General features: G+C 70.4%; 19 protein-coding genes. 7 read left to right on the top strand and 12 right to left on the bottom strand.

All coding sequences use genetic code 11. From position 1 onward, the window contains the following. Positions 1–3: 3 nt before the first annotated feature. Positions 4–1,161 (bottom strand): geranylgeranyl reductase family protein, encoded by a 1,158-nt coding sequence (locus ACFYM6_RS24615; RefSeq protein WP_387279081.1) that lies wholly within the window; start codon positions 1,159–1,161, stop codon positions 4–6. Between the two features lie 148 nt (positions 1,162–1,309). Between ACFYM6_RS24615 and ACFYM6_RS24610 the strand changes: the two genes are divergently transcribed. After that, a complete protein-coding gene (locus tag ACFYM6_RS24610) occupies positions 1,310–1,546 on the top strand; it encodes a hypothetical protein (protein WP_073839276.1) in 237 nt (78 codons plus the stop codon). 70 nt (positions 1,547–1,616) lie between these two features. Continuing rightward, positions 1,617–3,068: an MFS transporter gene (locus tag ACFYM6_RS24605; RefSeq protein WP_387279079.1), complete on the top strand. Its 1,452-nt coding sequence runs from the start codon at positions 1,617–1,619 to the stop codon at positions 3,066–3,068. Between the two features lie 271 nt (positions 3,069–3,339). Here ACFYM6_RS24605 and ACFYM6_RS24600 read toward each other — a convergent pair whose 3' ends face one another. The 3 genes from ACFYM6_RS24600 to ACFYM6_RS24590 are packed head-to-tail and all read right to left on the bottom strand — an operon-like array spanning position 3,340 to position 5,713. Beyond that, positions 3,340–4,242: a phytanoyl-CoA dioxygenase family protein gene (locus tag ACFYM6_RS24600; RefSeq protein ID WP_387279076.1), complete on the bottom strand. Its 903-nt coding sequence runs from the start codon at positions 4,240–4,242 to the stop codon at positions 3,340–3,342. Positions 4,243–4,244: 2 nt separating this feature from the next. Then, a complete protein-coding gene (locus ACFYM6_RS24595) occupies positions 4,245–4,514 on the bottom strand; it encodes a phosphopantetheine-binding protein (protein ID WP_357447790.1) in 270 nt (89 codons plus the stop codon). Positions 4,515–4,531: 17 nt separating this feature from the next. Then, entirely contained in the window at positions 4,532–5,713 is a 1,182-nt protein-coding gene (locus tag ACFYM6_RS24590; RefSeq protein ID WP_387279074.1) for an acyl-CoA dehydrogenase family protein, read from the bottom strand. A gap of 310 nt (positions 5,714–6,023) precedes the next feature. On the opposite strand from ACFYM6_RS24590, the gene ACFYM6_RS24585 reads away from it, so the two are divergent. From ACFYM6_RS24585 to ACFYM6_RS24570, 4 genes are all read left to right on the top strand, one after another. Next, positions 6,024–7,403, top strand: coding sequence for an extracellular solute-binding protein (locus tag ACFYM6_RS24585; protein ID WP_387279072.1), 1,380 nt, complete (start codon positions 6,024–6,026; stop codon positions 7,401–7,403). A gap of 350 nt (positions 7,404–7,753) precedes the next feature. Then, a complete protein-coding gene (locus ACFYM6_RS24580; protein ID WP_387279070.1) occupies positions 7,754–7,948 on the top strand; it encodes a hypothetical protein in 195 nt (64 codons plus the stop codon). Positions 7,949–7,961: 13 nt separating this feature from the next. Next, positions 7,962–9,302, top strand: a complete 1,341-nt coding sequence (locus ACFYM6_RS24575) for a condensation domain-containing protein (protein WP_387279068.1) — start codon at positions 7,962–7,964, stop codon at positions 9,300–9,302. A 12-nt stretch (positions 9,303–9,314) separates the two neighbouring features. Further along, entirely contained in the window at positions 9,315–10,556 is a 1,242-nt protein-coding gene (locus ACFYM6_RS24570) for an acyl-CoA dehydrogenase family protein (protein WP_387279066.1), read from the top strand. 121 nt (positions 10,557–10,677) lie between these two features. On the opposite strand, the gene ACFYM6_RS24565 is transcribed toward ACFYM6_RS24570, so the two are convergent. From ACFYM6_RS24565 to ACFYM6_RS24540, 6 genes are all read right to left on the bottom strand, one after another. Next, entirely contained in the window at positions 10,678–11,238 is a 561-nt protein-coding gene (locus ACFYM6_RS24565; protein WP_387279064.1) for a dihydrofolate reductase family protein, read from the bottom strand. A gap of 349 nt (positions 11,239–11,587) precedes the next feature. Beyond that, positions 11,588–12,154 (bottom strand): dihydrofolate reductase family protein, encoded by a 567-nt coding sequence (locus ACFYM6_RS24560; RefSeq protein ID WP_387279062.1) that lies wholly within the window; start codon positions 12,152–12,154, stop codon positions 11,588–11,590. 441 nt (positions 12,155–12,595) lie between these two features. Then, positions 12,596–13,186, bottom strand: a complete 591-nt coding sequence (locus tag ACFYM6_RS24555) for a hypothetical protein (RefSeq protein ID WP_387279061.1) — start codon at positions 13,184–13,186, stop codon at positions 12,596–12,598. Positions 13,187–14,094: 908 nt separating this feature from the next. Next, complete coding sequence (locus ACFYM6_RS24550; protein ID WP_387279060.1) at positions 14,095–14,943, bottom strand: hypothetical protein; 849 nt, start codon at positions 14,941–14,943, stop codon at positions 14,095–14,097. A 234-nt stretch (positions 14,944–15,177) separates the two neighbouring features. Next, entirely contained in the window at positions 15,178–16,281 is a 1,104-nt protein-coding gene (locus ACFYM6_RS24545) for a DUF3626 domain-containing protein (protein WP_387279058.1), read from the bottom strand. A gap of 50 nt (positions 16,282–16,331) precedes the next feature. Further along, the gene (locus ACFYM6_RS24540; RefSeq protein WP_387279056.1) at positions 16,332–16,796 is read right to left on the bottom strand and encodes a VOC family protein; all 465 of its coding nucleotides are present in this window, start codon (positions 16,794–16,796) and stop codon (positions 16,332–16,334) included. A gap of 1,201 nt (positions 16,797–17,997) precedes the next feature. Between ACFYM6_RS24540 and ACFYM6_RS24535 the strand changes: the two genes are divergently transcribed. Continuing rightward, positions 17,998–18,738 carry a helix-turn-helix domain-containing protein gene (locus ACFYM6_RS24535; RefSeq protein ID WP_387279055.1) on the top strand — a complete coding sequence of 247 codons (741 nt, stop codon included), beginning with the start codon at positions 17,998–18,000 and terminating at the stop codon, positions 18,736–18,738. A gap of 55 nt (positions 18,739–18,793) precedes the next feature. Here ACFYM6_RS24535 and ACFYM6_RS24530 read toward each other — a convergent pair whose 3' ends face one another. Beyond that, on the bottom strand, positions 18,794–20,158 hold the full coding sequence (locus ACFYM6_RS24530; RefSeq protein ID WP_387279053.1) for a cytochrome P450: 1,365 nt from the start codon (positions 20,156–20,158) through the stop codon (positions 18,794–18,796). Continuing rightward, entirely contained in the window at positions 20,155–20,691 is a 537-nt protein-coding gene (locus tag ACFYM6_RS24525) for a flavin reductase family protein (RefSeq protein WP_387279052.1), read from the bottom strand. Before ACFYM6_RS24525 ends, ACFYM6_RS24530 begins: the two co-directional genes overlap by 4 nt. Between the last annotated feature and the right edge of the window lie 21 nt (positions 20,692–20,712).

The raw sequence follows: 20,712 nt of genomic DNA, 5'->3' as shown, positions 1-20,712 counted from the left end.
CATTCAGGGCTGCCGGACTGTCGATCCGTTCCGCCGCATCGGCGGGAGTCGGTCCAGCAGGGCGAGGCCGGCTCGGACCGGACGGCGGGCCAGGGTCCGGTCGAAGCTGGCCCGGCCCTGGCAGAACCGGACGAACATCCGCCAGCCCGGCGGGGTGGCCAGCATCGCGTGGAACACGTCGGGCCGGCGCTCGAAGATCTCCAGCAGCCGGTGTCCGGCCCTCATGGCGGGCACCAGCTCCCGGCGTACCGCCCGTTCGTAGGCGTCCGGGTCGCCGCCGGCGACCGCCTCCCCGGCCAGCCGGCCCGACCGCAGGGCGAAGCTGATCCCCTCCCGGCTCCACGGCTCCAGCAGGCCGGCCGCGTCGCCGGCGACCAGCACCCGGCCGCGGCGCAGCGGCGAGTCGGCCGCCCGGCAGCGGGTCAGGTGGCCGGAGTCCTGCTCCGGGGTCACCCCGGACAGGCCCAGCCGCGCCACGAAGTCGCGCAGGTAGGCCCGGGTCCGCTCGCCCTCGCCGCGGGCGGAGATGACGCCGACGGTCAGCCGGTCCCCCTTCGGGAAGACCCAGGCGTACGACCCGGGGACCGGCCCCCAGTCGATCAGCAGCCGGCCTCGCCAGCGGTCCTGCTCGACGGGCGGGACCGGCAGTTCCAGTTCCAGCCCCAGGTCGACCTGACGGTAGGCCACCCCGACGTGCCGGGCGGTGACGCCGGAGGAGCCGTCGGCGCCGATCACGGTGCGAGCGCGCACGGTTTCGCCGTCGGTCAGCCGCAGGCGTACCTCGTCGGGGTCCTGCTCGACGGCGCGGACCGCGACGCCCTCGCGGATCTCGGCCCCGGCGGCGACCGCGGCGGCGCGCAGCCGATCGTCGAACTCCTCGCGGCGGACCATGCTCACCAGCGGCGACGGGTGCCGGCGGGTGAAGGCGCGTCGCCCGTCCCGGGTGAACGTGACCCGGTCGACCCGGTCGTGGACGGGCACCTCGATCCGGGCGGCCACCTCGGCCAGCGAGGTGGCGATCAGCCCGCCGCCGCAGGTCTTGTAGCGGGGATGGGTGGCGCGCTCGACCACCAGCGTGCGGACGCCGGCACCGGCCGCGACACGGGCGGCGGTGAGCCCGGCGGGGCCGCCGCCGACGACGACGAGATCCCAGTTGATCACTGCTGCAGCCTAGGGCACGAGCGGGCGCGCACGCTGGTCACGCGCCCGACGCGACCGCCCGAACGGGTGGGCATCATCGGACGCCGGCCGGGTAACCGCCGGGCGCAGACCGCCCGCGGGTTCGGGCGGGTCACCGAGGAGGGAAGCGATGCAGCGGGTACAGCTGTCTGAGGTCGAGGAGCGGGTGTACCAGGCGGTGACCGCGCTGGAGGTGCGGGGTCACGTCCCCTACCCTGACCTGATCGCCGAGGAGACCGGGATGACCGAGGAGGAGCTGCGCGAGCCACTGCACCTGCTCACCGAGCGGGGTCTGCTGCACCGCGAGGACTCCCCCATGGCCGGTCTGGACTTCGGCCCGCGGTGGTGCGCGCGTCAGATGGCGTGACGCGTCGTTTGCCCCTTCGGGGACCGGGTAGCGATCGGGAATGCGTGATCGACGGTCATCGGGGGGCACGATGAGCGCGGATCGGTCGCCGCCACCGGCGGACACCGGGTACGACAACCGCCGCCGCTGGCAGGCGCTCGGCGTCGGCCTGGTCGCCGCGTTCATGACGCTGCTGGACGTCAGCATCGTCAACGTCGCCGTACCGTCGATCGACCGGGCCCTGCGGGCGACGCCGAGCGACCTGCAGTGGGTGCTGTCCGGGTACGCGCTCACCTTCGGCCTGGTGCTGGTGTCGGCGGGGCGCTTCGGTGACGCGCGCGGCCGACGAATCGGGTTCGTGGTCGGCGTGGCGCTGTTCACGGTGACCAGCGCGCTGGCCGGGCTGGCCCGCTCCCCCGAGTGGCTGATCATCGCCCGGCTCGTCCAGGGCGCCGCCGCCGGAGTGGTCAACCCGCAGGTGAGCGGCCTGATCCAGCAGCTGTTCCGGGGCGCCGAACGGGGCCGCGCGTTCGGGCTGCTCGGCGCCACCATCGGCATCTCCACCGCCATCGGCCCGCTGCTCGGTGGGCTGCTCATCCAGCTCGGTGGCGAGCAGCACGGCTGGCGGTGGGTGTTCTTCGTGAACGTCCCGGTCGGCATTCTCGCCGTGTTTCTCGGCTGGCGGCTGATGCCGGCCCGCCCGACCGGCGCGCAGAACCGCCACCGACTCGACCCGGTCGGCGTGCTGCTGCTCGGGGTCGGGGTGACCCTGGTGCTGCTCCCGCTGGTGCAGCGGCAGCAGTGGCAGGGCGCGGCGAAGTGGCTGCTCATCCCGGCCGGGCTGCTCTTCCTCGTCGCCTTCGGCCTCTGGGAGCGGCGGTACGCCCGCCACCGGCCGCCCCTGTTCGACCTGCGGCTGTTCGGACTGCGCTCGTACACCCTGGGGACGCTGATCGGTCTGCTCTATTTCGCCGGGTTCACCGCGATCTTCTTCATCTTCACCCTCTACCTGCAGATCGGGCTGAACTACTCGGCCCTCGCCGCAGGGCTGGCGATCACCCCGTTCGCGCTCGGCTCGGCGGCGGCGTCGGCGCTGAGCGGCCGGGTGGTCACCCGGTACGGCCGGCCGCTGGTCGCCGTCGGGCTGCTGGGGGTGGTGATCGGCCTCGGTGCGGTCGTCTGGGTGTTGGGCGGCTCGTCGCACGTCTCGGTGCCGCTGCTGACCGCGGTGCCGTTCCTGCTGGCCGGGTTGGGTAGCGGCCTGGTCATCGCGCCGAACCAGACGCTGACGCTGTCCGAGGTGCCGGTGCCGCAGGCCGGCAGCGGGGCCGGCATGCTGCAGACCGGCCAGCGGATCGGCTCGGCGGCCGGCATCGCGGGGGTGGGCGCGCTGTTCTTCTCGGTGCTCGGCAGCACCCGGGGCGACTGGGCGACCGCGTTCCGGCACTCGCTGCTGCTGGCCGCCGGGATCGTCGTGCTGGCGCTGATCGCCGCCGTGGTCGACATCGCCGGAGGTCACCTGAGGCCCCGGACAACCTCCTGACCGGGATCGGACGTCGGCTTTCCGGCCGGATCCGCCTTCCGGGCCGGGGCGGCGGGTAGCAGGACCCCGGTGAGCAGCCGCCGGGTGCGGCCCGGGGCGGGGCCGAGGGCCGCGTACTCGGCGAACAGCGCAATCCGCCAAGCGTAAACGCCGCAGCCGGTGCACCTGCTATCGCAGAGCGCACCGGCTGCTTTTGGCGAAGGCGCGGGTCAGCCTACGATCGGCGGGCTGCCGAGGCCGACCAGGTTGGGTGGGACCTCGGGCAGGCGCGCTACATCAACGGATTTGCACCACGTGGCCTGATGGCGAGCTCCTGCAGTGTCCGCTCCAGCAGCAGGTGCGGGTCCTGGGTCTCGACTTGGCCAAGGCCGGGCGGGCAGCGGTCCCAGCCGAGCAGCCGCTGCACCTCCTCCGGCAGGGTCAGCACGGTCTCTCGGGGAACGGCGAGGTACTGGTTCTCCTCCTGCCGCAGGTTGCCCAGGTCGAGCGCGACGGAGAGGCTCTGCCGCGGCGAGTCCGTGGTGTTGGCTCCGCCGCCGTGGTAGACACCGCCCTGCCAGAGCAGCGCGGAACCGGCGGGCATGACGGCCGGGACCGCCTCGGCGTACGTGGGCGCCCGCTCGTCGTCCCAGTGGTGACTGCGGGGGATGACCAAGGTCGCGCCGTTGGCGCTGGTGAAGTCGGTCATGGCCAGCATCAGCTGCAGCCGGCACGGTGGTCCCGGATGCCGCCACAGATGCATCGCGTCGTCGCGGTGCAACGGCTGCCGGCCCTGGCCCGGATCGATTCTTATCGCCTGGGTGAAGCTGATCTGGATACTCGGCGTCACCTCCATCCGGACCTTGCCGATCCAAATGTGCCTTGGCTGTTGCAGCAGCCGCCGCGCCGAACCGAGGAACAGGGGCTGGGTCACGACCGGCGTCATGTGCGTCGTCCGCCGGAACAGGCTGGACAGCCGCTTGGTCTTTTGCCCGTCGTAACCGCTCTCGCTGTAACCAGACGCCTCGAGGCCGGGTCCGAGGTCCGCTCGGAGCCCGGCGAGCGTCACCGCGTCGGTGAATCCTTCAACGATCACCGCTCCGTCGCGCTCGAGAATCGCCACCACGTGGTCGAGGTCCGCATCCGGCCGCACGTGAGTCAGTTCTTGCATCGCGGTCCCCTTCGCGGTCCCCACGGTCAGCCGGCCGAGTCGCTGGACGTGGCGAGGACGACGCGGGTCAGGGTCTCCAGGTCCGGGTCCTCGAAAAGATCGCCGATGTCGAGGGTGACGCCTAGTTGTTCCTCGATCGCCGCAGCAATCTGCACGGCGGCGATGGACTGCCCGTTGAGCTCGAAGAACGTGGCGCCGGGCCGATCGGAGCCGGGGCCCAGGACCTCGGTCCAGATCGCCGTGACACGCTGGGTGATTTCTGCCGTGCTGAGAGCCGACTGCTGCTGGGTGCTCATGTCTCCTCCAGGCGAGGTCAGAGGTACTGGGTGTTCGGCGGCAGGCCACAGGCCAGCCGTCCGTAGAGCTCGAAGTTGGTGTCGGGGTGCATGATCGCGTGCAGGTTCAGCGCCTTGATGTCGCGTTCGATGCGCTGGATCGGCACGTCGGTGTGCAGCGAGGAGCCGCCGCTGGCGTCGGCCAGCACGTCGGCGGTCTCCTTGGCCCGCAGGCAGACGGCGCCGAGGTCCAGCCGGGCCCGGGCACGCTCCTCGAGCGTCCACGCGTCGCCGGCGGCCGCCTTCGCGTCGATCATGTCGGCCGCACGGAAGATGTGGAATCCGGCCTCATCCACCCGTACCGTCGCGCCGGCCACCTGCAGGTGGGTCAACGGCGCCGCGCTCTGCTCCGCGTAGTCGGTGTAGGTGATCTTGCGGCCGGGCAGCCGCTCCAGGAACGCGTCCCTGGCAGCGACCGCCAGACCGTACGCGACCGCTCCGACGGTGGTGCAGGCGATCGGCATGAACGGTGCCCGCCACATCAGCGCGGACGGGTCCTGCTGCAGCGGGTGCGCACCGACGATGACCGGGCCCATCGACACCACTCGTTCGGCGGGCACGAAGACGTTCTCGGCCACCGTCGTGACACTGCCGGAGCCGCGCATCCCGACGGTGTGCCAGTCGTCGATCACCTGCAGGTCACTCATCGGGATCAGCACCATGATCGGCTCGTACTGCCCGTCCGGGGTGGGCCGGACCGCGGCGTTGACGTTCCAGTCGCTGTGCTGGGCGCCGGTGTTGAACGACCACTTGCCGTTGACCTGGTAGCCACCGTCGACCGGCACGGCCACGGCGCTCGGGCTGAGGATCCCGGCGATCCGCACGTCCGGATCGGCGAACACCTCCTCGCGCACGGCGTCCGGGAACAGGCCGACCATCCAGCTGCTGATCAGCCAGACCGCGGCGGTCCAGCCGGTGGAACCGTCGCCGCGCGCTAGCTCGGCCACCACCTCGGCGACGGTACGCATGTCCGACTCGTAGCCCCCGTAGCGCCGCGGCACTCGCATGCGCAGCAGACCGGAGCCGCCCAGCGCTTCGAGCATCTCATCGCTGAGCCGCCTGCGCCGCTCCGACGCCTGCGCATTGGCCCTCAGCACGGGGACGAGCTCGACCGCGCGCCTCAGCAGTTCGGTTCGCGGCAGCATGGTGACTGTTTCCATTGACCCTCCTCGAGTCAGGACGGCGTCGGGTATGACTCTGGCAGCCGGGGTCACTGCGACACATCTTCTGAGCTGCTATCTCGGCCGTCGGCCGGGTGCGCCGGTTGCTGGCCCAGTTCGGCCAGCAGGCGGTGGTCGACCTTGCCCGTCTCGTCCGGCCTCCAGGCCTGAGAGTCTGGCCCGCTGTGCCGGGCAAGTCCTCTTCACGCGCCTGCGGCCCGAAGCAAGCGTGGAGATGCGACCGCCGACGGCGGCGCGGAGCATGAAATTCCGATGAAGCTCCCGGTACCGACCTGAGATGGCGAGACTCATGCATGAACCAGCCGAAAAGATCACAATCAACGTCTGGCTCAATCGCTGGCCGATGTGGCAACAGCTCGTCGACCCGATCCGGAAACAGGCAGCGGAGTTCAACCGCAGGCACCCGCAGTACCGGGCTGTCGTCGAAGCCGTCAACGTGGGTGCCTTCCCCCGAGAGGTGGCGCGGGCCGCGCGTGCAGGAACAGCGCCGCACATTGCCGCGTACCAGTACACGTACCTCCAGGAGGCCCAGGACATACGCGACCCGGACGGGCGGCCGTTGTTCACCTCGGTGACCAAGGCAGTGGGCGGGCGGGAGGAGATCCTCGGTGAGCCCGTGGTCCTGGACGACATCGTGGCCAACATGCGGGCGTACTACACGTTCGACGGCGACCTGAGCTCGATGCCGCGCAACACCTCCACCGTCCTGCTCTACTCCAACATCGACGCGCTGCGCGCCGCCGGGATCGCCGAACCACCGAGCACCTGGGCGGAGGTGGAGGCCGCGTGCGCCGCCCTGGCCGGACGGGACGGCGCGCGCCGCGCCGGGATCACCTGGCCCAATTTCGGCTGGCTCTTCCAGCAGTCCGTGGCCCAGCAGGGGGGGCTGCTCGCCGACCACGAGAACGGCAGGTCGGGCCGGAGCGAGAAGGTCGACTTCATGTCGCCCGAGATGCTGGCCTACGTGACCTGGTGGAGGGACCTGCACCGGGCAGGCCACTACCTCTACACGGGCAAGCAGTCGGACTGGTGGGGTTGCATGGAAGCGTTCGCCAACGGAGACGCGGCGATGCTGGTCAGCTCATCGGTCGAGACCGGGCCTATCGTCCGGGCGGCCCGCAAGGCCGGGTTCCGCGTGCAGGTCAGCCGGATGCCCTACAACGAGCGGGCCGGGTACGCGGGGAACCTCATTGCCGGTGAGTCGCTGTGGCTGCGCGACGGGCTGGACGAACCGACCCGCGACGGCGCGCTGGCCCTCATGCAGTTCCTGAACAACCCCCGCAACGCCACCAGCATCTACGACCATGGGCGGACCTTTGTCCCTACTACCGAGGCGTCGATCGACCTGCTCGCCAGCGAGGGCTGGTTCGACCAGAATCCGCACTACCGGCCCGCCATCGACCAGCTCCGCATAAGCCCCGACTCCCCCGCCACCCGTGGCGCGGTGTTTGGCAATTTCCTGCCCATCCAAAGCGCGGGCATGCAGGCCATGCACGACGTGCTGGTCGACGGCGAGGATCTGGCCGCGCGATTCAGCCGGGCTAACGCCCAGGCTCAGCAGCTGCTTGACGAGTACGCGCAACATGTGGAATCGGCCACCGCCAACGACGGCCAAGGTCCGCAGAAGATGCCACAGGCGGAAGCGGAGCGTATCCGGCTCGGCGCCTGACAGGCCGTCCTGGTCGTATAAGGCCCAGCAGCCGACACCAGGCCTGCGGGCCGACGGCGATGTTCGGGGCCAGGACCCAGCCGCAATCTTCCCTCCAGGATCTGGAGGGAAGATTGCGCAGCCCGGCGGCCCTCCCGCGCGGACGCCGTCCTCCGCAACGGCGTGCTGGCTCTCCATCTTTGCGGGGCGCCGCCGTGGCGCGCGTCATGGGTCCACCTGGCTCACCTCTCGACCGGTGGGCAGGCTGCGGCAACCACGAAGATGCGGCGGCCCTCCCGGCGGTGATGACAATCGAGGCGCGGCCACGTAGCAGGGCAGTGACCAGTTCGCTACACCACTAGGGAGCGCAAATGACCACGGTCGGAACCGATGTCAACGTCGATCTCGACGGCGAGACGCTCGGCCTTCCAGACACCATCCGGTCGCTCGTGCCAACCCTCGAGGACGACCGCTACCTGGCAGACGAACTCCAGCTGGTCGCCGACGAGCTAGAAGGCGGCGCGCTGATCGATGCCCTCCACAACGCCGGCGCCAGCCTCCACTGAGGAGAGATCCCACATGACAACCTTTCCGGAAGTCCAGCAGGCACCTACGGCGCTCTCACTGCAGCAGCAGTTCCTCTGCCTGTTCGCCGAGGGCTTCGAAGCCGGGCCGTTCGGGCCGCACTACGTGGAGGTCGGCGGGTGGCGGCTCCACGGCCGCGTCGACGTGCAGGTTCTGCGGCTGGCGCTGGCGGACGTGGTCGAGCGGCACGAGGCGTTGCGTACCGTGTTGCACCTTGAGAACGGCGGCGGCACGCAGAGCGTGCTGCCCGCCCGGCAACCCGAGCTGCAGCTGATCGAACTGGACGGGTCGCCGGGCGCGGACCGGGACCGGCGCGCTGAGCAGCTCATGATCGAGGCGGAGACCCGGCCGTTCCCGATCGACGAGGTCCCGCTGCTGCGGGCCGTGCTCGGCCGCTTCGACGAGCGGGACTCCGTGCTGGTGCTCTGCACCCACCACAGCGCGGCGGACGTCTGGTCGCTCCAGGTAATCCTGCGGGACTTGGCGGAGTGCTACGCGGCTCGCGCCGCCGGGGACGAGCCCCAGCTGCCCGAGGTGACCCAGTACCGCGACTACATCGCCGCACAACAGGAGGAGGCCGCTGGGCCGACGGTGGCTGCCTCACGCGCCTACTGGCGTGAAACGCTGCGCGACGCCCGGATCCTGGTCGCGCCGACGCGCCGCGACGAGCAGGTGGCCCCGGCGACGAGCTATCACCGCTTCGCCACCGACGCACACCTGAGCACGGAAGTGTCTCGGCTGGCCAGGGAGACGCGCAGCTCCCCGTTCATGGTGCTGCTCGCCGCGTTCGCCGTCTTTGTGAACCGGCGCACCCAGGCGACCGACATCGTGGTGCCCACGTTCGCGCCGGGCCGCCAGCACCGCTTCCAGTCCACGGTCGGGTCGTTCTTCAACTTCCTCCCGCTCCGGGTGGATCTGCGCGACTGCCGGACCTTCCGCGATGCCGTCGCCCGCACCAGGACGGCCTGCGTCGGCGCCTTCAAGCATGAGCTGCCGCTGCTGCACGTGCTCGCCGAGGCGCCCGAGCTGATGGCATCGGTCGGCCCCGACGCGGTGCCGTGCCTGTTCCAGGCCGTCCAGCCGCCCTACCTGATGCAGGGCAAGCGGATCGGCGACCTCGAGTACACGGCGATCTGGCGGCGGGTCATCCCGCAGCCAGTCGGCTCCGAGACCCCGGACGGCATGATCTGGTCGATGCACCTGAGCAACACCGAAGTGGTTGGCGGGCTCAGCTTCAGCCGCCACCTGTTCGATCGCGCCGAGATCGAACAGCAGGTGGCCGGGTATCTCAGCGTGATCGGCGAGATGGTGGCCGACCCGGATTCGACGATCTGAGAGGTTGACACCATGACCGTCACCGCGAACGACGTGCAGGGCATGGCCCTGCCATCCGAGCCCGACGTCACCCCGGCCGTGCTGATCGAGCGGGCCAGGGCCATGGCGCCCGCCCTGGTGGCCCGCCAGCGTGAGACGGAGGAGCGAACCTACTACGCCGAGGACACCCATCGGGCGTTCCGAGACGCCGGCTTCTACCGCATCACGGTGCCCAAGCGCTACGGCGGCTACGAGTTCGGCTTCGACACCTTCCTGCAGATCGTGATGATCCTGACCCGGGCCTGCCCGTCGACCGGTTGGATGTACTGCCTGGGCGCGGCGCACTCGCTGTTCGCCGGCAGCATGTTCGGGGAGAAGGCGCAGGCCGAGATCTTCAGGGGCGGCGACTTCATCGCGCCGCTCGTCAACGCCCCGCACGGGACAGCCAGGCGCGCCGCGGATGGCGGCTGGATCCTGGACGGCGTCTGGAAGTACTGCTCCGGCGCGCCGTACGCGACCCACCTGATCGGCAACACGATGCTCGCCGAGGGTGACGGGAAACCGCCACGCCCGCTGTTGTTCATCGTGCCCCGTGATCAGTGGGAGATGCTCGACGACTGGGGCTGGCAGCTGGGTCTCAAGGGCAGCGGGTCGCACAGCATCCGGATCTCCGACGGGCACATCCCCAGCCACTTCGGCCTGGAGGTGGACTTCACCGAGATCTCGGTGACCGGCGGCACCCCAGGGCGGGACCTGCACGAGCACCCGCAGTACGGCGGTGCGCCGGCCAGCTCGATGGCCCTGGAGGGCGCGCACATCGCGGTCGGCATGTGCCAGGGCGCGCTTGACGCGTACACGGAGTTGATGTTCTCCCGCACCACGATGCTCCCGCCGTTCCCGCCCAGAGTGGAGGACCCCGACTTTCAGCTCTGGTACGGGCAGGCCAGCGGCATGATCGACGCCGCCGAGACGCTCGTGCTTGCCGCGGCGCGGCGCTGGCACGAGCTGTCCGAGCAACCGCTCGGAGCGTTCACCCCCGAGGAGGACCTGCGGATCGCGATGACCTGTCGAGAGGCCACTCAGCTAGCCTGGCGGGCCGTCGACGAGATCATCCAGCCGACGGCCGGCAGCACAGCCGTGCGTGAGGGGGAACGCCTCGAACGGGTCTGGCGGGACCTTTCCACCGGACGCACGCACGCCAGTTCCGCCGTGCTGCTCACCACCGTGGCCAACCGCGGGTTCACCCAGCTACGGCTGCAGCGCGAGCGCCGGTGACGCGCCCGGCCACCGGCAACGAGTACGTCGAGAGCCTACGGGCCTGCAGCTGCTCGCGGCGCTGTTCGAGCTGGCGGATCGCGGGGCCTTGCCCGGCGGCAGCCTGCGCGCGGATGCTGGGTCAGCCGTCCACGCGGTAACGCGCGAAGATCGTGCCCTTCGAGAAGGTGTGCTGGTCGAGCAGGGTCAGGTTGCGGCGGACGCCGTCGGGGAGGGCGCGCGTGCCACCGCCGATGAGCACCGGGCAGATGACCAGGCAGATCTCGTCGACCAGGCCGGCCCGGTGGGCCTGGGCGGCCAGGTTGGCACCGCCGATCGCGAGGTCGCGCGAGGCTGACTCCTTGAGCGCGCGGACCGCCTCCGGGTCGAACCTGCGCTCGATGCGGGTGCGGGCGCTGCGCGGCTCCTCCAGCGTGGACGAATAAACGATCTTGTCGGCGGAGCGCCAGATCTCGCTGTAGTCGAGGATGAAGTCGGGGTGGCCGGGCTCCTCGTGCGCCGTCTCCCAGTAGGACATCACGTCGTAGAGCCGGCGGCCGTACAGGTGGGTGCCGATGCCCCGGTCCAGGTCGTTGAGGAAGCGGTGCACCTCTTCGACCGGCTCGCTCCAGCCGAACTTGGCGTTCTCGTCGTTCACGAACCCGTCGAGGGACACGATGTCCGTGTTGATCAGCTTGGCCATCTCTCCGCCTAAGTATCTGGTTGCATCTTGCAACCGGTGTCAGCCTAGTGGCTCAGCATGAAACGTTGGCCTGGTAATCGGTTTGCCAGTCCGGGCTTCTGATCTTGGAGTTGATGGCGAAGCCGCGTTCGGGTCGGGCTTAGCCGAGCAGCCGGGGCGGCGGGAGGGCCGAGTCCCCGCGCCTGGTTGTCGCGTCGCGGCCGGATGTCGTGGGCGGGGTCGCCGCGCGCCGGAACGCCGGGCGCTGGGTCACCGTGCGGCGGGCCACCGGCGCGTCGGCGCGGGGCGGATGGCTGCTGCCAGCAGGGCGAAGGCGGCCGCGGTCAGCGCGTACGCCCGGGGTGTCATGTCAGGCATTGTCCTGAATGCCGTAGCGCAGGTAAACCACGCCGTTCTTGAAGACGCGGTGGTCGAGCAGGTCGAGGTCGGCCGGCACGTCGCCGGGGAAGAAGCGGTGCCCGCCGCCGGCCACCGCCGGGCCGACGATCAGCTGGTACTCGTCGACCAGCCCGGCCCGGATCGCGTGCGCCGCCAGAGTGGGGCCGTCCACGGTCAGGTCGCGGTCGGACTCCGCCTTGAGCCGGCGCACCGCCTCCGGGTCGAACGTACGCTCCAGCCGCGTCCGTCCACTGGTGACACCGTCCAGCGTGGTGGAGTAGACGACCTTGTCGGCGGCCTGCCACACCCGCGCGTACTCGAGGATGTACGGCGGCTGGTCCGGCAGCGTGTGCGCGGTCTCCCAGTAGACCATCGTCTCGTACATCCGCCGCCCGTACAGGTAGGTCCCGACGCCCTGGGAGATCGAGTTGATGAACTCGTGCGACTCCGCCTCGGGCGCGCCCCAGCCGAAGTTGCCGTCGCGGTCGCTCACGTACCCGTCCACCGACGTGATCATCGAGTAGATCAGCTTGCCCATCGCGCACCTCCGCCGCGAGACCCAACCGATTGCGAAATGCAACCGGTCGGGTCACTGTAGAGCAGCGCTCAGCCGGTCGTGCAGGACATGCCGTTCAGCGCGAAGTCGGCCGGCGCGGTGTTGGCGCCGCTGCAGGTGGCCCGAAAGCCGACCGTCGCGGTGCCGGTCAGGCTTGATCCCTGCGCCGGTCACCCTCGCCCCAGCCCCGTCGTGCGCCCTGCCCGCCCGTGCGTCGCGGTCTTCCTCTGGTACGCACCGCAGTGGCCTGCTGATCTTGGGCAGTGCTCTGTTCTGCTGCTGACGGCAACTGTCCAAGATCTGGAGACAAGAGCATGCAGAGACAATGCTGGCCGGCACCCGTCTTGGGGTGCCGGCCAGCGGCGTTGTGTGCTTGTTCGGTTGTCAGCTGTGGTGCTCAGCTGTTTGGGTCGGCTGTTTGGGTCAGCTGTTCCAGTGCTGGGCGACCAGGTCAGCGGCCTGCTGCTCCCACTGGGCGTAGGCATCCGGGTAGGCCGACACCTGCACCGTCTGGGCGGCCTTGGTCAGCGGCATGTCCTGCCAACCGTCGATCTGCTTCAGACCCTTCTCGAACGCCAGGGTCGCGTACTCCGGGTCCGTGATCTGCTCCGGCGTACCCCAACCACTGGAGGGGCGCTGCTGGAACAGGCCCAGCGAGTCATGGTCATTGGCGTCGCCGAGGTGGCCCAGGTTCTCCAGCTTCGACTCCTGCAGGCTCGTGGCGATCGAGATCACCGCGGCCCGCTCCGGCAGCCCGGCCTTCTTCGTGGCGGCGATGATCGCCTTCGCGTTGGCGGTCTGCTCGTCGTTCAGGGTGATCTTCGACTGGGTGCCCTGCACACCATGCGGGACCAGCTTGCCCATGTCCGGCTTGTCGGCCTGCACGGCCGCGACGGGCTTGGCAGCGGTGGCCGGGGCATCGGCGGCGTGGGCGGCGATGGGGCCGGCGAACACACCACCGGTGAAAGCCAGACCAGCAACACCAAGAATGCTCTTACGCAGCATCGAGTTCATGATCAAAGCTCCATTCGGGGGTTGGCGCACCACAGCCCGGCGGGGGTCGGACAGCGTGCGCAAGCACCGTCAGGCGCTCAAAAAAGGGGGGGAAAGTCTGTCGACCAGCAGCTCGCGGGGCGGGGGTTCGCCTCTGCGCGGCGCCGGGACCATATCCAACGACCGGCGGCCCGCCAACATTCCGGGCCCGACCACCCCACCACACAGGGCGGCTTCCTCGATCGCGAGTCATCTGCAACAACCGGCGGCCCATCGTCATTCCGACCCGGCCCGGGCGACCCCGGCTCGCCGGGTGCCTTCCTCGGCCGTGCACCCGTGTTCAACGACCCCCGGCCGCCCACCATTCCCGGCCCACGACGCCGGCCGCCACCCGCAGATCGGACATCGCCGGCCACAACACCCCGGCGAACGGCCGGCAGCCCCCGTAGATCCACTCCAGGTACCCCACGAGGCGGTATCCGGCACCCGCGACACCACCACATGCCGCCCACGGAGTCGATCACCGCCCCGGCGCAACAAACGAGGCGACACGTTCGGGGAAAGTGGCCCCTGAGAACGCCGCGAGGGCCCACCTTCGGCGAAAATGCGCCCCTGAGCACACGCGGCGAACCGAGGACAGGCCAGCCAACCAACCAAGGGGAGCCAGCCCGCAGCAGAGGCACGAACTGCGCAGCCCACACAATCCGGACGGCAAATGCCACGACGTACACCGGACGCGAACCACGCAGGCCGCACATCCGAACGGCGCCGGACCACGACGCGAGGTGTGGCCCGCCGTGACCGGCGCAGGGATCAAGCCTGACCGCCCGGAGCCGGGCACGGCGGGCCGCACCCCAACCGCAACCAGGGACAGCGCAGACGAAACCGGCCGACCCAGAAGGGCCGGCCGGTTCACGAGGTGCGGGAGGTCACCAGACCTGCTGGACGATGTCCGCCGCCTGCTCTTCCCACTGCGCGTACGCGTACGGGAAGGCGGACACCTGCACGGTCTGCGCCGCGGCGGTCAGCGGCAGGTCCTGCCAGTCGCCGACGTTCTTCAGCGCACCGAAGAACGCCTTGGACGCGTAGTCCGGGTCGGTGATCTGTTCGGGCGTACCCCAACCGGACGACGGGCGCTGCTGGAACAGCCCCTCCGAGTCGTGGTCGTTGTACGTGCCCAGGTGGCCGAGGTTGTACAGCTTCGACTCCTGGAGGGAGGTTGCGACGCCGATCACGGCGCCCCGCTCCCCCACGCCGGTGTCCTTGGCCGCCTTGACGATGGCCTTGGCGTTGGAGACCTGCTCGTCGTTGAGCGGGATGCGCGACTGGGCGCCCTCGACGCCGTGCGGGATGAGTTCGTCCCGGCTGGGCCGGTCGGCCTTGGTGGGAACCTTGTCGCTGCCGGTGGTGAGACCGGACTCGACCGTGGCGGTCTTGTTGCCGGTGGCCAGGTCGATGGCGGCGACGGCGCCGGCGTGCGGGCCGGTGGTGACCGGCGCGGCGAAGGCGCTGGGGCCGATGGCCAGCCCGCCCAGGGCGGCCACGCCGGCGATGCTCAGCGCGGCCTTGCGGTGCGGGTTCTTGGCGATGTCGGGAAGCGATCGGGCGACGAGCTCGGCCTTGTCCTGCGCGGTCTTCGCGAGGGCGGGCAGCCGGCGGGCGACGAGCTCGGCCTGCGCGGTCTTCGCGAGGCCGGGGAGCCGGCGGGCGACGAGTTCGGCCTTACCTTGCGCGGTTTTGGCGATGGCGGGGAGCCATCGAGTGAAGTGCTGCTTCACGATGGTTGCCCTTTCGATCGTTACGACGCGCTCCGGGGTGAGCGAGCCTCGGGGGAAGTACTGCCCGGTACGGGTTTACGTTCCGGCCGTACGGGGGACACAACCAGCTTGACGTGTCCGTCATTCCGGACATGCCGGAGTGGTCCCTGGCTGCGGTCCAGGTCACATGGGGTGCGGGACGGGCCGACCGAGTCATACCGGAATGGGACGAAGACCCCCAGGGGCCGACAGCGTTCAGGCGGTCGTCGGGGTACCGAACCGGACGAGGACGTGCCAGAGCTGCTTGAGGTGCTGGAGGGTGACCTCGATCGGCCCCCGGTCGGCCCAACGGTCCGGTTCCCGCACCACCGAGGCGGCGGCCCGGCCGATCAGAGCGGCGTCGACAGGCTCCCCCGGGCGGGCGAACTCGGCGTGCACCCGCGCGGCCAGCGGCGGGATCGCCGGACCCCGGAATTCGGCGTCGATGCCGTCGACCGGCAGCTCGAAGCCGGCGTGCCAGCGCAGTGGAAAGCCGTGCCGCCGGGCGATGCCGGCGAGGATGCGCCCCACCTCGGTGCCCCGGAACGACGGGTCGACCACCAGGGCCTCGACGTCGCGGGCCAGGCTCAACTCCCCGTGGATCTGGGCCTCGATGTAGTCGTCCAGGGCACGCCCGGCCACGCTGGACCGCCGCTCCCGCCGGCGCAGCAGCGCACGCAGCAGGGTGCTGGTGTCCATGCCGGCCACGCCGAGGCAGACGCCGGTACCGGCAGTGGCGGACAGCAGCGCGGCGAGCACCGGCTCGAAGATGTCGAGCGTGCCGAAGTCCGTCGGCTGCGTGTGGCTGTCACCGAAGCTGAAGGTGGCTCTGGCCAGGGCCTCCGGGCGCAGCCGCAGGTGGCAGGAGCCGAACCGGGGGCAGGCGCCGTCGGCGTGGTCCAGCAGGTTCAGGCCGCCGTACTTCGGGCGTTCCGCGGGGAGCACACCGGGCCGCTGGTACGCCCCGCCGAAGAGCGTCTCCTCCCAGCGGTCCCGGTCCCCGCCGGGGAACGCGGTGAGACCGCCGTTGGAGATGCCGGATTCGAACTGGCTGCGGTAGACGCCCTCCTGGTCGAGCGCCTCGGCCACCGCGCGGCCGCCGGGCAGCAGCCGGTCCGGGTGGAAGTTCAGCGTCAACCGCCCGTGTGCGGCCACCGCCGCGACGACCTCCTCGGTCCGGTACGTGGTGTCCGCGCTGGCGAGTTGTCCGGCGATGGCGCCCAGCGCCGCAGGTCGGTCCCGCAGCGCCACCTCGCGGACGTACCGCAGGGCGGCGGTCTGCGCCGGGGTGAGCACGGGTGTGGTGGCGGGATCGGGCACGGCCGCGATTATGGCGACTGGAAACGCCGACCGCAGGCGGATTTCGGCCGTCAGGCGTCGGTGCCGAACCCGTCCCGGGTGCTGCGTTCCTCGGGGTCGAGCAGTTCCTGGAAGACGGTGAGGTGCAGGCCGGCGGGTCCGTCGAGGCGGGCGTTGAGCGACTGCCACGGGGTGACCGTCGGCGGGGCGACCTCCGTGGCGCCGGCGGCGACCAGGCGTTCGGTCACCACGCGGCTGTCGTCCACTTCGAACGCCACCCGTAGCCGGGGCGCGACCTGCCTGCCGACCTCCACCTCGTCGATCATCCGCTTCTGCGCGGGGTTGGCCAGCTCCAGGGTGGCCCGGCCGGCTTCCAGGATCACCACCCGGGCACCGTCACCGCCCGAGTACGCCGCCTGCTCGGGCAGGCCCAGGGCGTCCCGGAAGAACGCGACCGCGGCGTCGTAGTCGTCGGCCTCGACGACGAGGCGCAACTGGCGGACGGTCGGTGGTTGGTCGTTTCCCGCTGCGGTCATGGCAGCCGATCATAGTCGCGTCCGGACGCGCCCTGCCGGGCGCCGAAAGGGCGAACCGCTAGGCCATGCGATCGAATTCGGCGTCGACCCGCGGTCTCGGTCGACGTGTGGCGGGGTCTGACGGGGTCCGGGCGAGGCCCCGCGCCACGTTGGCTGGGCTTCTTCAAAGTTGCTCAAACGCGCCGACCTCGCTACAGGCCGTAACCTGTGGTCGCCACCGGCGTTAAACACGCTCGGCGAGATGCCGGTGTCGAGCAGCGTGCCGTCGTCGCCGCATCTCACACCCACCGAGCCCGCCGCGGCTCGACCCGCCGCCGTCTCCCGTTCAGTCGCCGCCGGCACCCGCACCGACAGCGCCACCTCTCTGGGCTCCGGCGGCAGCTCGGTGACCTGGCTGGTGGGGGACGCCGGCGCGCCGCCGGCCGGCGGCCTCCGGTCGAGGTGGACGCCGACGCCGAGCACTCGGTTTCGTCCGACAACTGACGTGGTTGACCGGACCCGGGTGACGACGACAGCCCGCGTCGGGCGGGCGCCGCTTCGACCGCGGCGAACCCCTCTCCCGGCGGACGCCCGCCGCAACCGGACCATCACGGCGCGGGCGCCGGAATGGCTCGCGATGCGACAGCTGGTCTCGCCGCACGGCGCCGGATTACGCGTAGTGCAGCCGCCAGACGCTTGATGGTTGCTATCGACAACTCACCGCAGTTGCCGGATTTTCGAGGGAGGCATCGAAGTTGGACTATTTGATATAGCAAAGGTTGTGACAAGTTTGCGACAGCGATCAGCCTCGCACTCGAGGCGCGTCCAGCAACCATTAAGGGCACTTCAACGAGCTGTTGCCAGATGAAGAATAGGAACCGTGAATCATCATTTTCACGGCCACGCGGCCACTGTCGTCGCGCTGCGTCACCCTTGCAGTCCGCCTCGATCATCACGGACGGTAGTCGCGCCGTCGCCGTGGATGTTGCACCCTCCAGCAGGCCCCCGCTAGCATCATCTCGGCACGGACAGTGGTGGACGCCAATTGCTCACGCCCATCTGATACGAGCGGAAAGGGCGGCCCGCGATGGGGATGAGTCAGCCGTCTCCGCCATTCAGAATGGGAGCGCATTGCACCGAGAGCCACTGTCTAGCCGTTTTCGGCAAGGGGGAGGCTTTGAAGGATCCGAGCGTGAGGGCTGCCGAACGAGTCATTGAATACATGCAAGAGAATCTTGCAGATCAATTGACTGTTGACGACATGGCAAAGACGGCCCTGTTCAGCAAGTTCCACTTTACCCGTATCTTCCAACGAGCCACCGGAGTCTCACCGGGGCGGTTCCTCTCCGCCCTGCGACTGCAGCAGGCCAAGCGCCTGTTGAGGTCCACCTCGCTCAGCGTCGCGGACGTCAGCCTGCGCGTCGGCTACTCCAGCGTCGGGACGTTCAGCTCGCGGTTCACCCGCAGCGTCGGACTGTCACCCACCACATTCCGGCGCCTGGGGGGATTCACCACCCACGTCCCCATCGCCGACGGGCACGCGGTCGCCGACCGGCCGGGCGGGACGGTACGCGGGCGGATCACCGGAGCTCCGGGGATGCCCGCGAACCGGGTCTTCGTGGGGATGTTCCCGCAGCGGATTCCCGAGGGCCGGCCCGTGCAGTGCCGCATTCTCGACACCCCGGGACAGTTCACCCTCGACCCGGTACCCGTCGGGGCGTGGCACCTGCTGGCCCACTCGGTCGGACCGGACGAGGAGAAGGTGCCGGCGGCGGACGCCACCTGGGTCGGCAGCATCGGGCCCCTGCTGATCACCCGGCACAGATCCCTGGAGGTGGACCTCTCGCTCCAGCCCATGCGGATCGTCGACCCGCCCGTACTGCTCGCGTTGCTGGACGCCCGGCAATCGGCGCTGCGGCGGGAGCGGGCGCGACGGCGGACGATCGGCGCGCGCCACGGCTAGCGCGGCGTGACACGGCCCCCGCACCGGTGTCGGTGCGGGGGCGTCGGTCGCCGCCTCAGCGGACCGAATGGACGTGCATCGGCAGGCCACCCCGGACCCGCAACGACAGCATCGGCTCGGGTACGGCCCGGTGACCGGGCACCTTGGTCAGCCGCAGTTCGCGGGAGATCAGGGCCAGCACGAAGACTGCCTCGAGCATGCCCAGGTGGTTGCCCACGCAGAACCGGGGGCCGGCGCCGAACGGGAGGTAGGCGTAGCGCGGTCGGTCGGGCCGGTGCGCCGGGTCGAACCGGCCCGGGTCGAACCGCTCGGGTTGCGGCCAGAAGGCCGGGTGCCGGTGCAACGTGTAGGGGCAGATCAGCACGTCCGCACCGGCCCGTACGTCGTAGCCGGCCACCGTGTCCGGGCCCTGCGCCTTGCGGGACAGCATCCACACCGGCGGGAAGAGGCGCATCACCTCCTCCACCACCATGGTGGTGTAGCGCAACCGGGGCAGGTCCTCGTATGTCGGCAGGCGGTCGCCCAGTACCTCGACCGCCTCGGCGTGCAGCCCCTCCCGCACCTCGGGGTGCTCGTCGACCAGGTGCAGCGACCAGCCCAGTGTGCTGGCCGTCGTCTCGTGCCCGGCCAGCAGCAACGTGATCAGCTCGTCCCGCATCCGCTGCCGGCCGACCCGGAGGTCGCGCTCCTCCCGGGTGGACTGGATGAGCCGGGACAGGGCGTCGTCGCCGGCGACGCTCTCCCCGTCCCGGGCGATCCGGTCGGCCACCAGCCGGTCCACCACCCGTTGCAGGTTGCGCCGCGCCCGCCGGAACCGCACCTGCTTGGGCAGCGGCACCCACATCGGCACGGCGCTCATCGTGGCGAGCTCGAACATCGCCTGGTCCTGCATCGCCTCGAAGGACCGGCCGACCGAGTGGTAGGCGCTCAGGTCGGTGTCGAGCAGGGTACGACCGAGCACGCCGAGCGTCAGGTCGGTCAGTCCCTCGATCACGTCCACCGGCTGTCCGGGCGCGGTGGTCCGTATCCGGTCCACGAACCGGGCCCCCTCCTCGGCGACCACCCCGGCCTGCTGCGCGATCCGCTTGGCCTGGAAGACCGGCTGGATCGCCCGCCGCTGTTTGCGCCACAGCTCGCCCTCGCTGGTCAGCAGCCCGTCGCCGAGCGCCCGCCGGGCGTGCACCAGGCCGATGCCCTTGTGGTAGTTCCGGCTGTTGTCGGCCAGCACGTGCTTGGCGTGGTCCGGATGGTTGAAGAAGTAGAACGGCTTCGGCTCGGGGGCGAGTCGCACGGCGTCGCCGAACGTACGGGCCGCCGAGGTCATCAGCCCCAGCCGGTCGAAGCCGAACTTCCACAGTGTCGGTAGCAGGGCGACGCCGGAGGGGCCCGGCGGCACGGCCCTGCTCCTGGTGACGGTCACCGCCCCACCTCGCTGTGCTCCGCGCCGACCTGACGGAACCGGCCGCGGAGGAAGAGCACCGGTTCCTCCTCCCGCTGCTGTTCCATCGACAGCAGCCGACCGATGAAGATGGTGTGGTCGCCGCCGTCGTAGGCCCGCCACAGCGTGCACTCGAAGCGGGCCAGGGCGCCTTCGATCAGCGGTGCCCCGGTCGCCCGGCCGGGCACCCAGTCGACGGCGTCGAACTGGGCCCGGCCGAGCGGCCGCCACTTGTCGGCGAAGTGGCGGGCGACCTTCTCCTGGTCGGCGGCCAGCACCGACACCCCGAACGTGCCGGCGGCCTGCAGGGCCTCGTGCATGACCGCCCGCCGCTCCACGCAGACCAGCACCAGGGGCGGGTCCAGGGAGACCGACGTGAACGAGTTGGCGGTCATGCCGTGTGGAGCCGGGCCGCCCACGGTCACCACGGTGACTCCGGTGGCGAAGGTGCCGAAGGCTCCCCGTAGCTGTTTGGTATCGGTGGCCTGCCCGGACGGTTGGTGGTCGACGCTCACGTTGGTCCCCTCCTCGCGGTC

It is taken from the genome of Micromonospora sp. NPDC006431 (assembly GCF_042870725.1).
Lineage (GTDB): Bacteria > Actinomycetota > Actinomycetes > Mycobacteriales > Micromonosporaceae > Micromonospora.
Note: the sequence above shows the minus strand (reverse complement) of the source record. Positions and strands in the feature narration are given on the sequence as shown.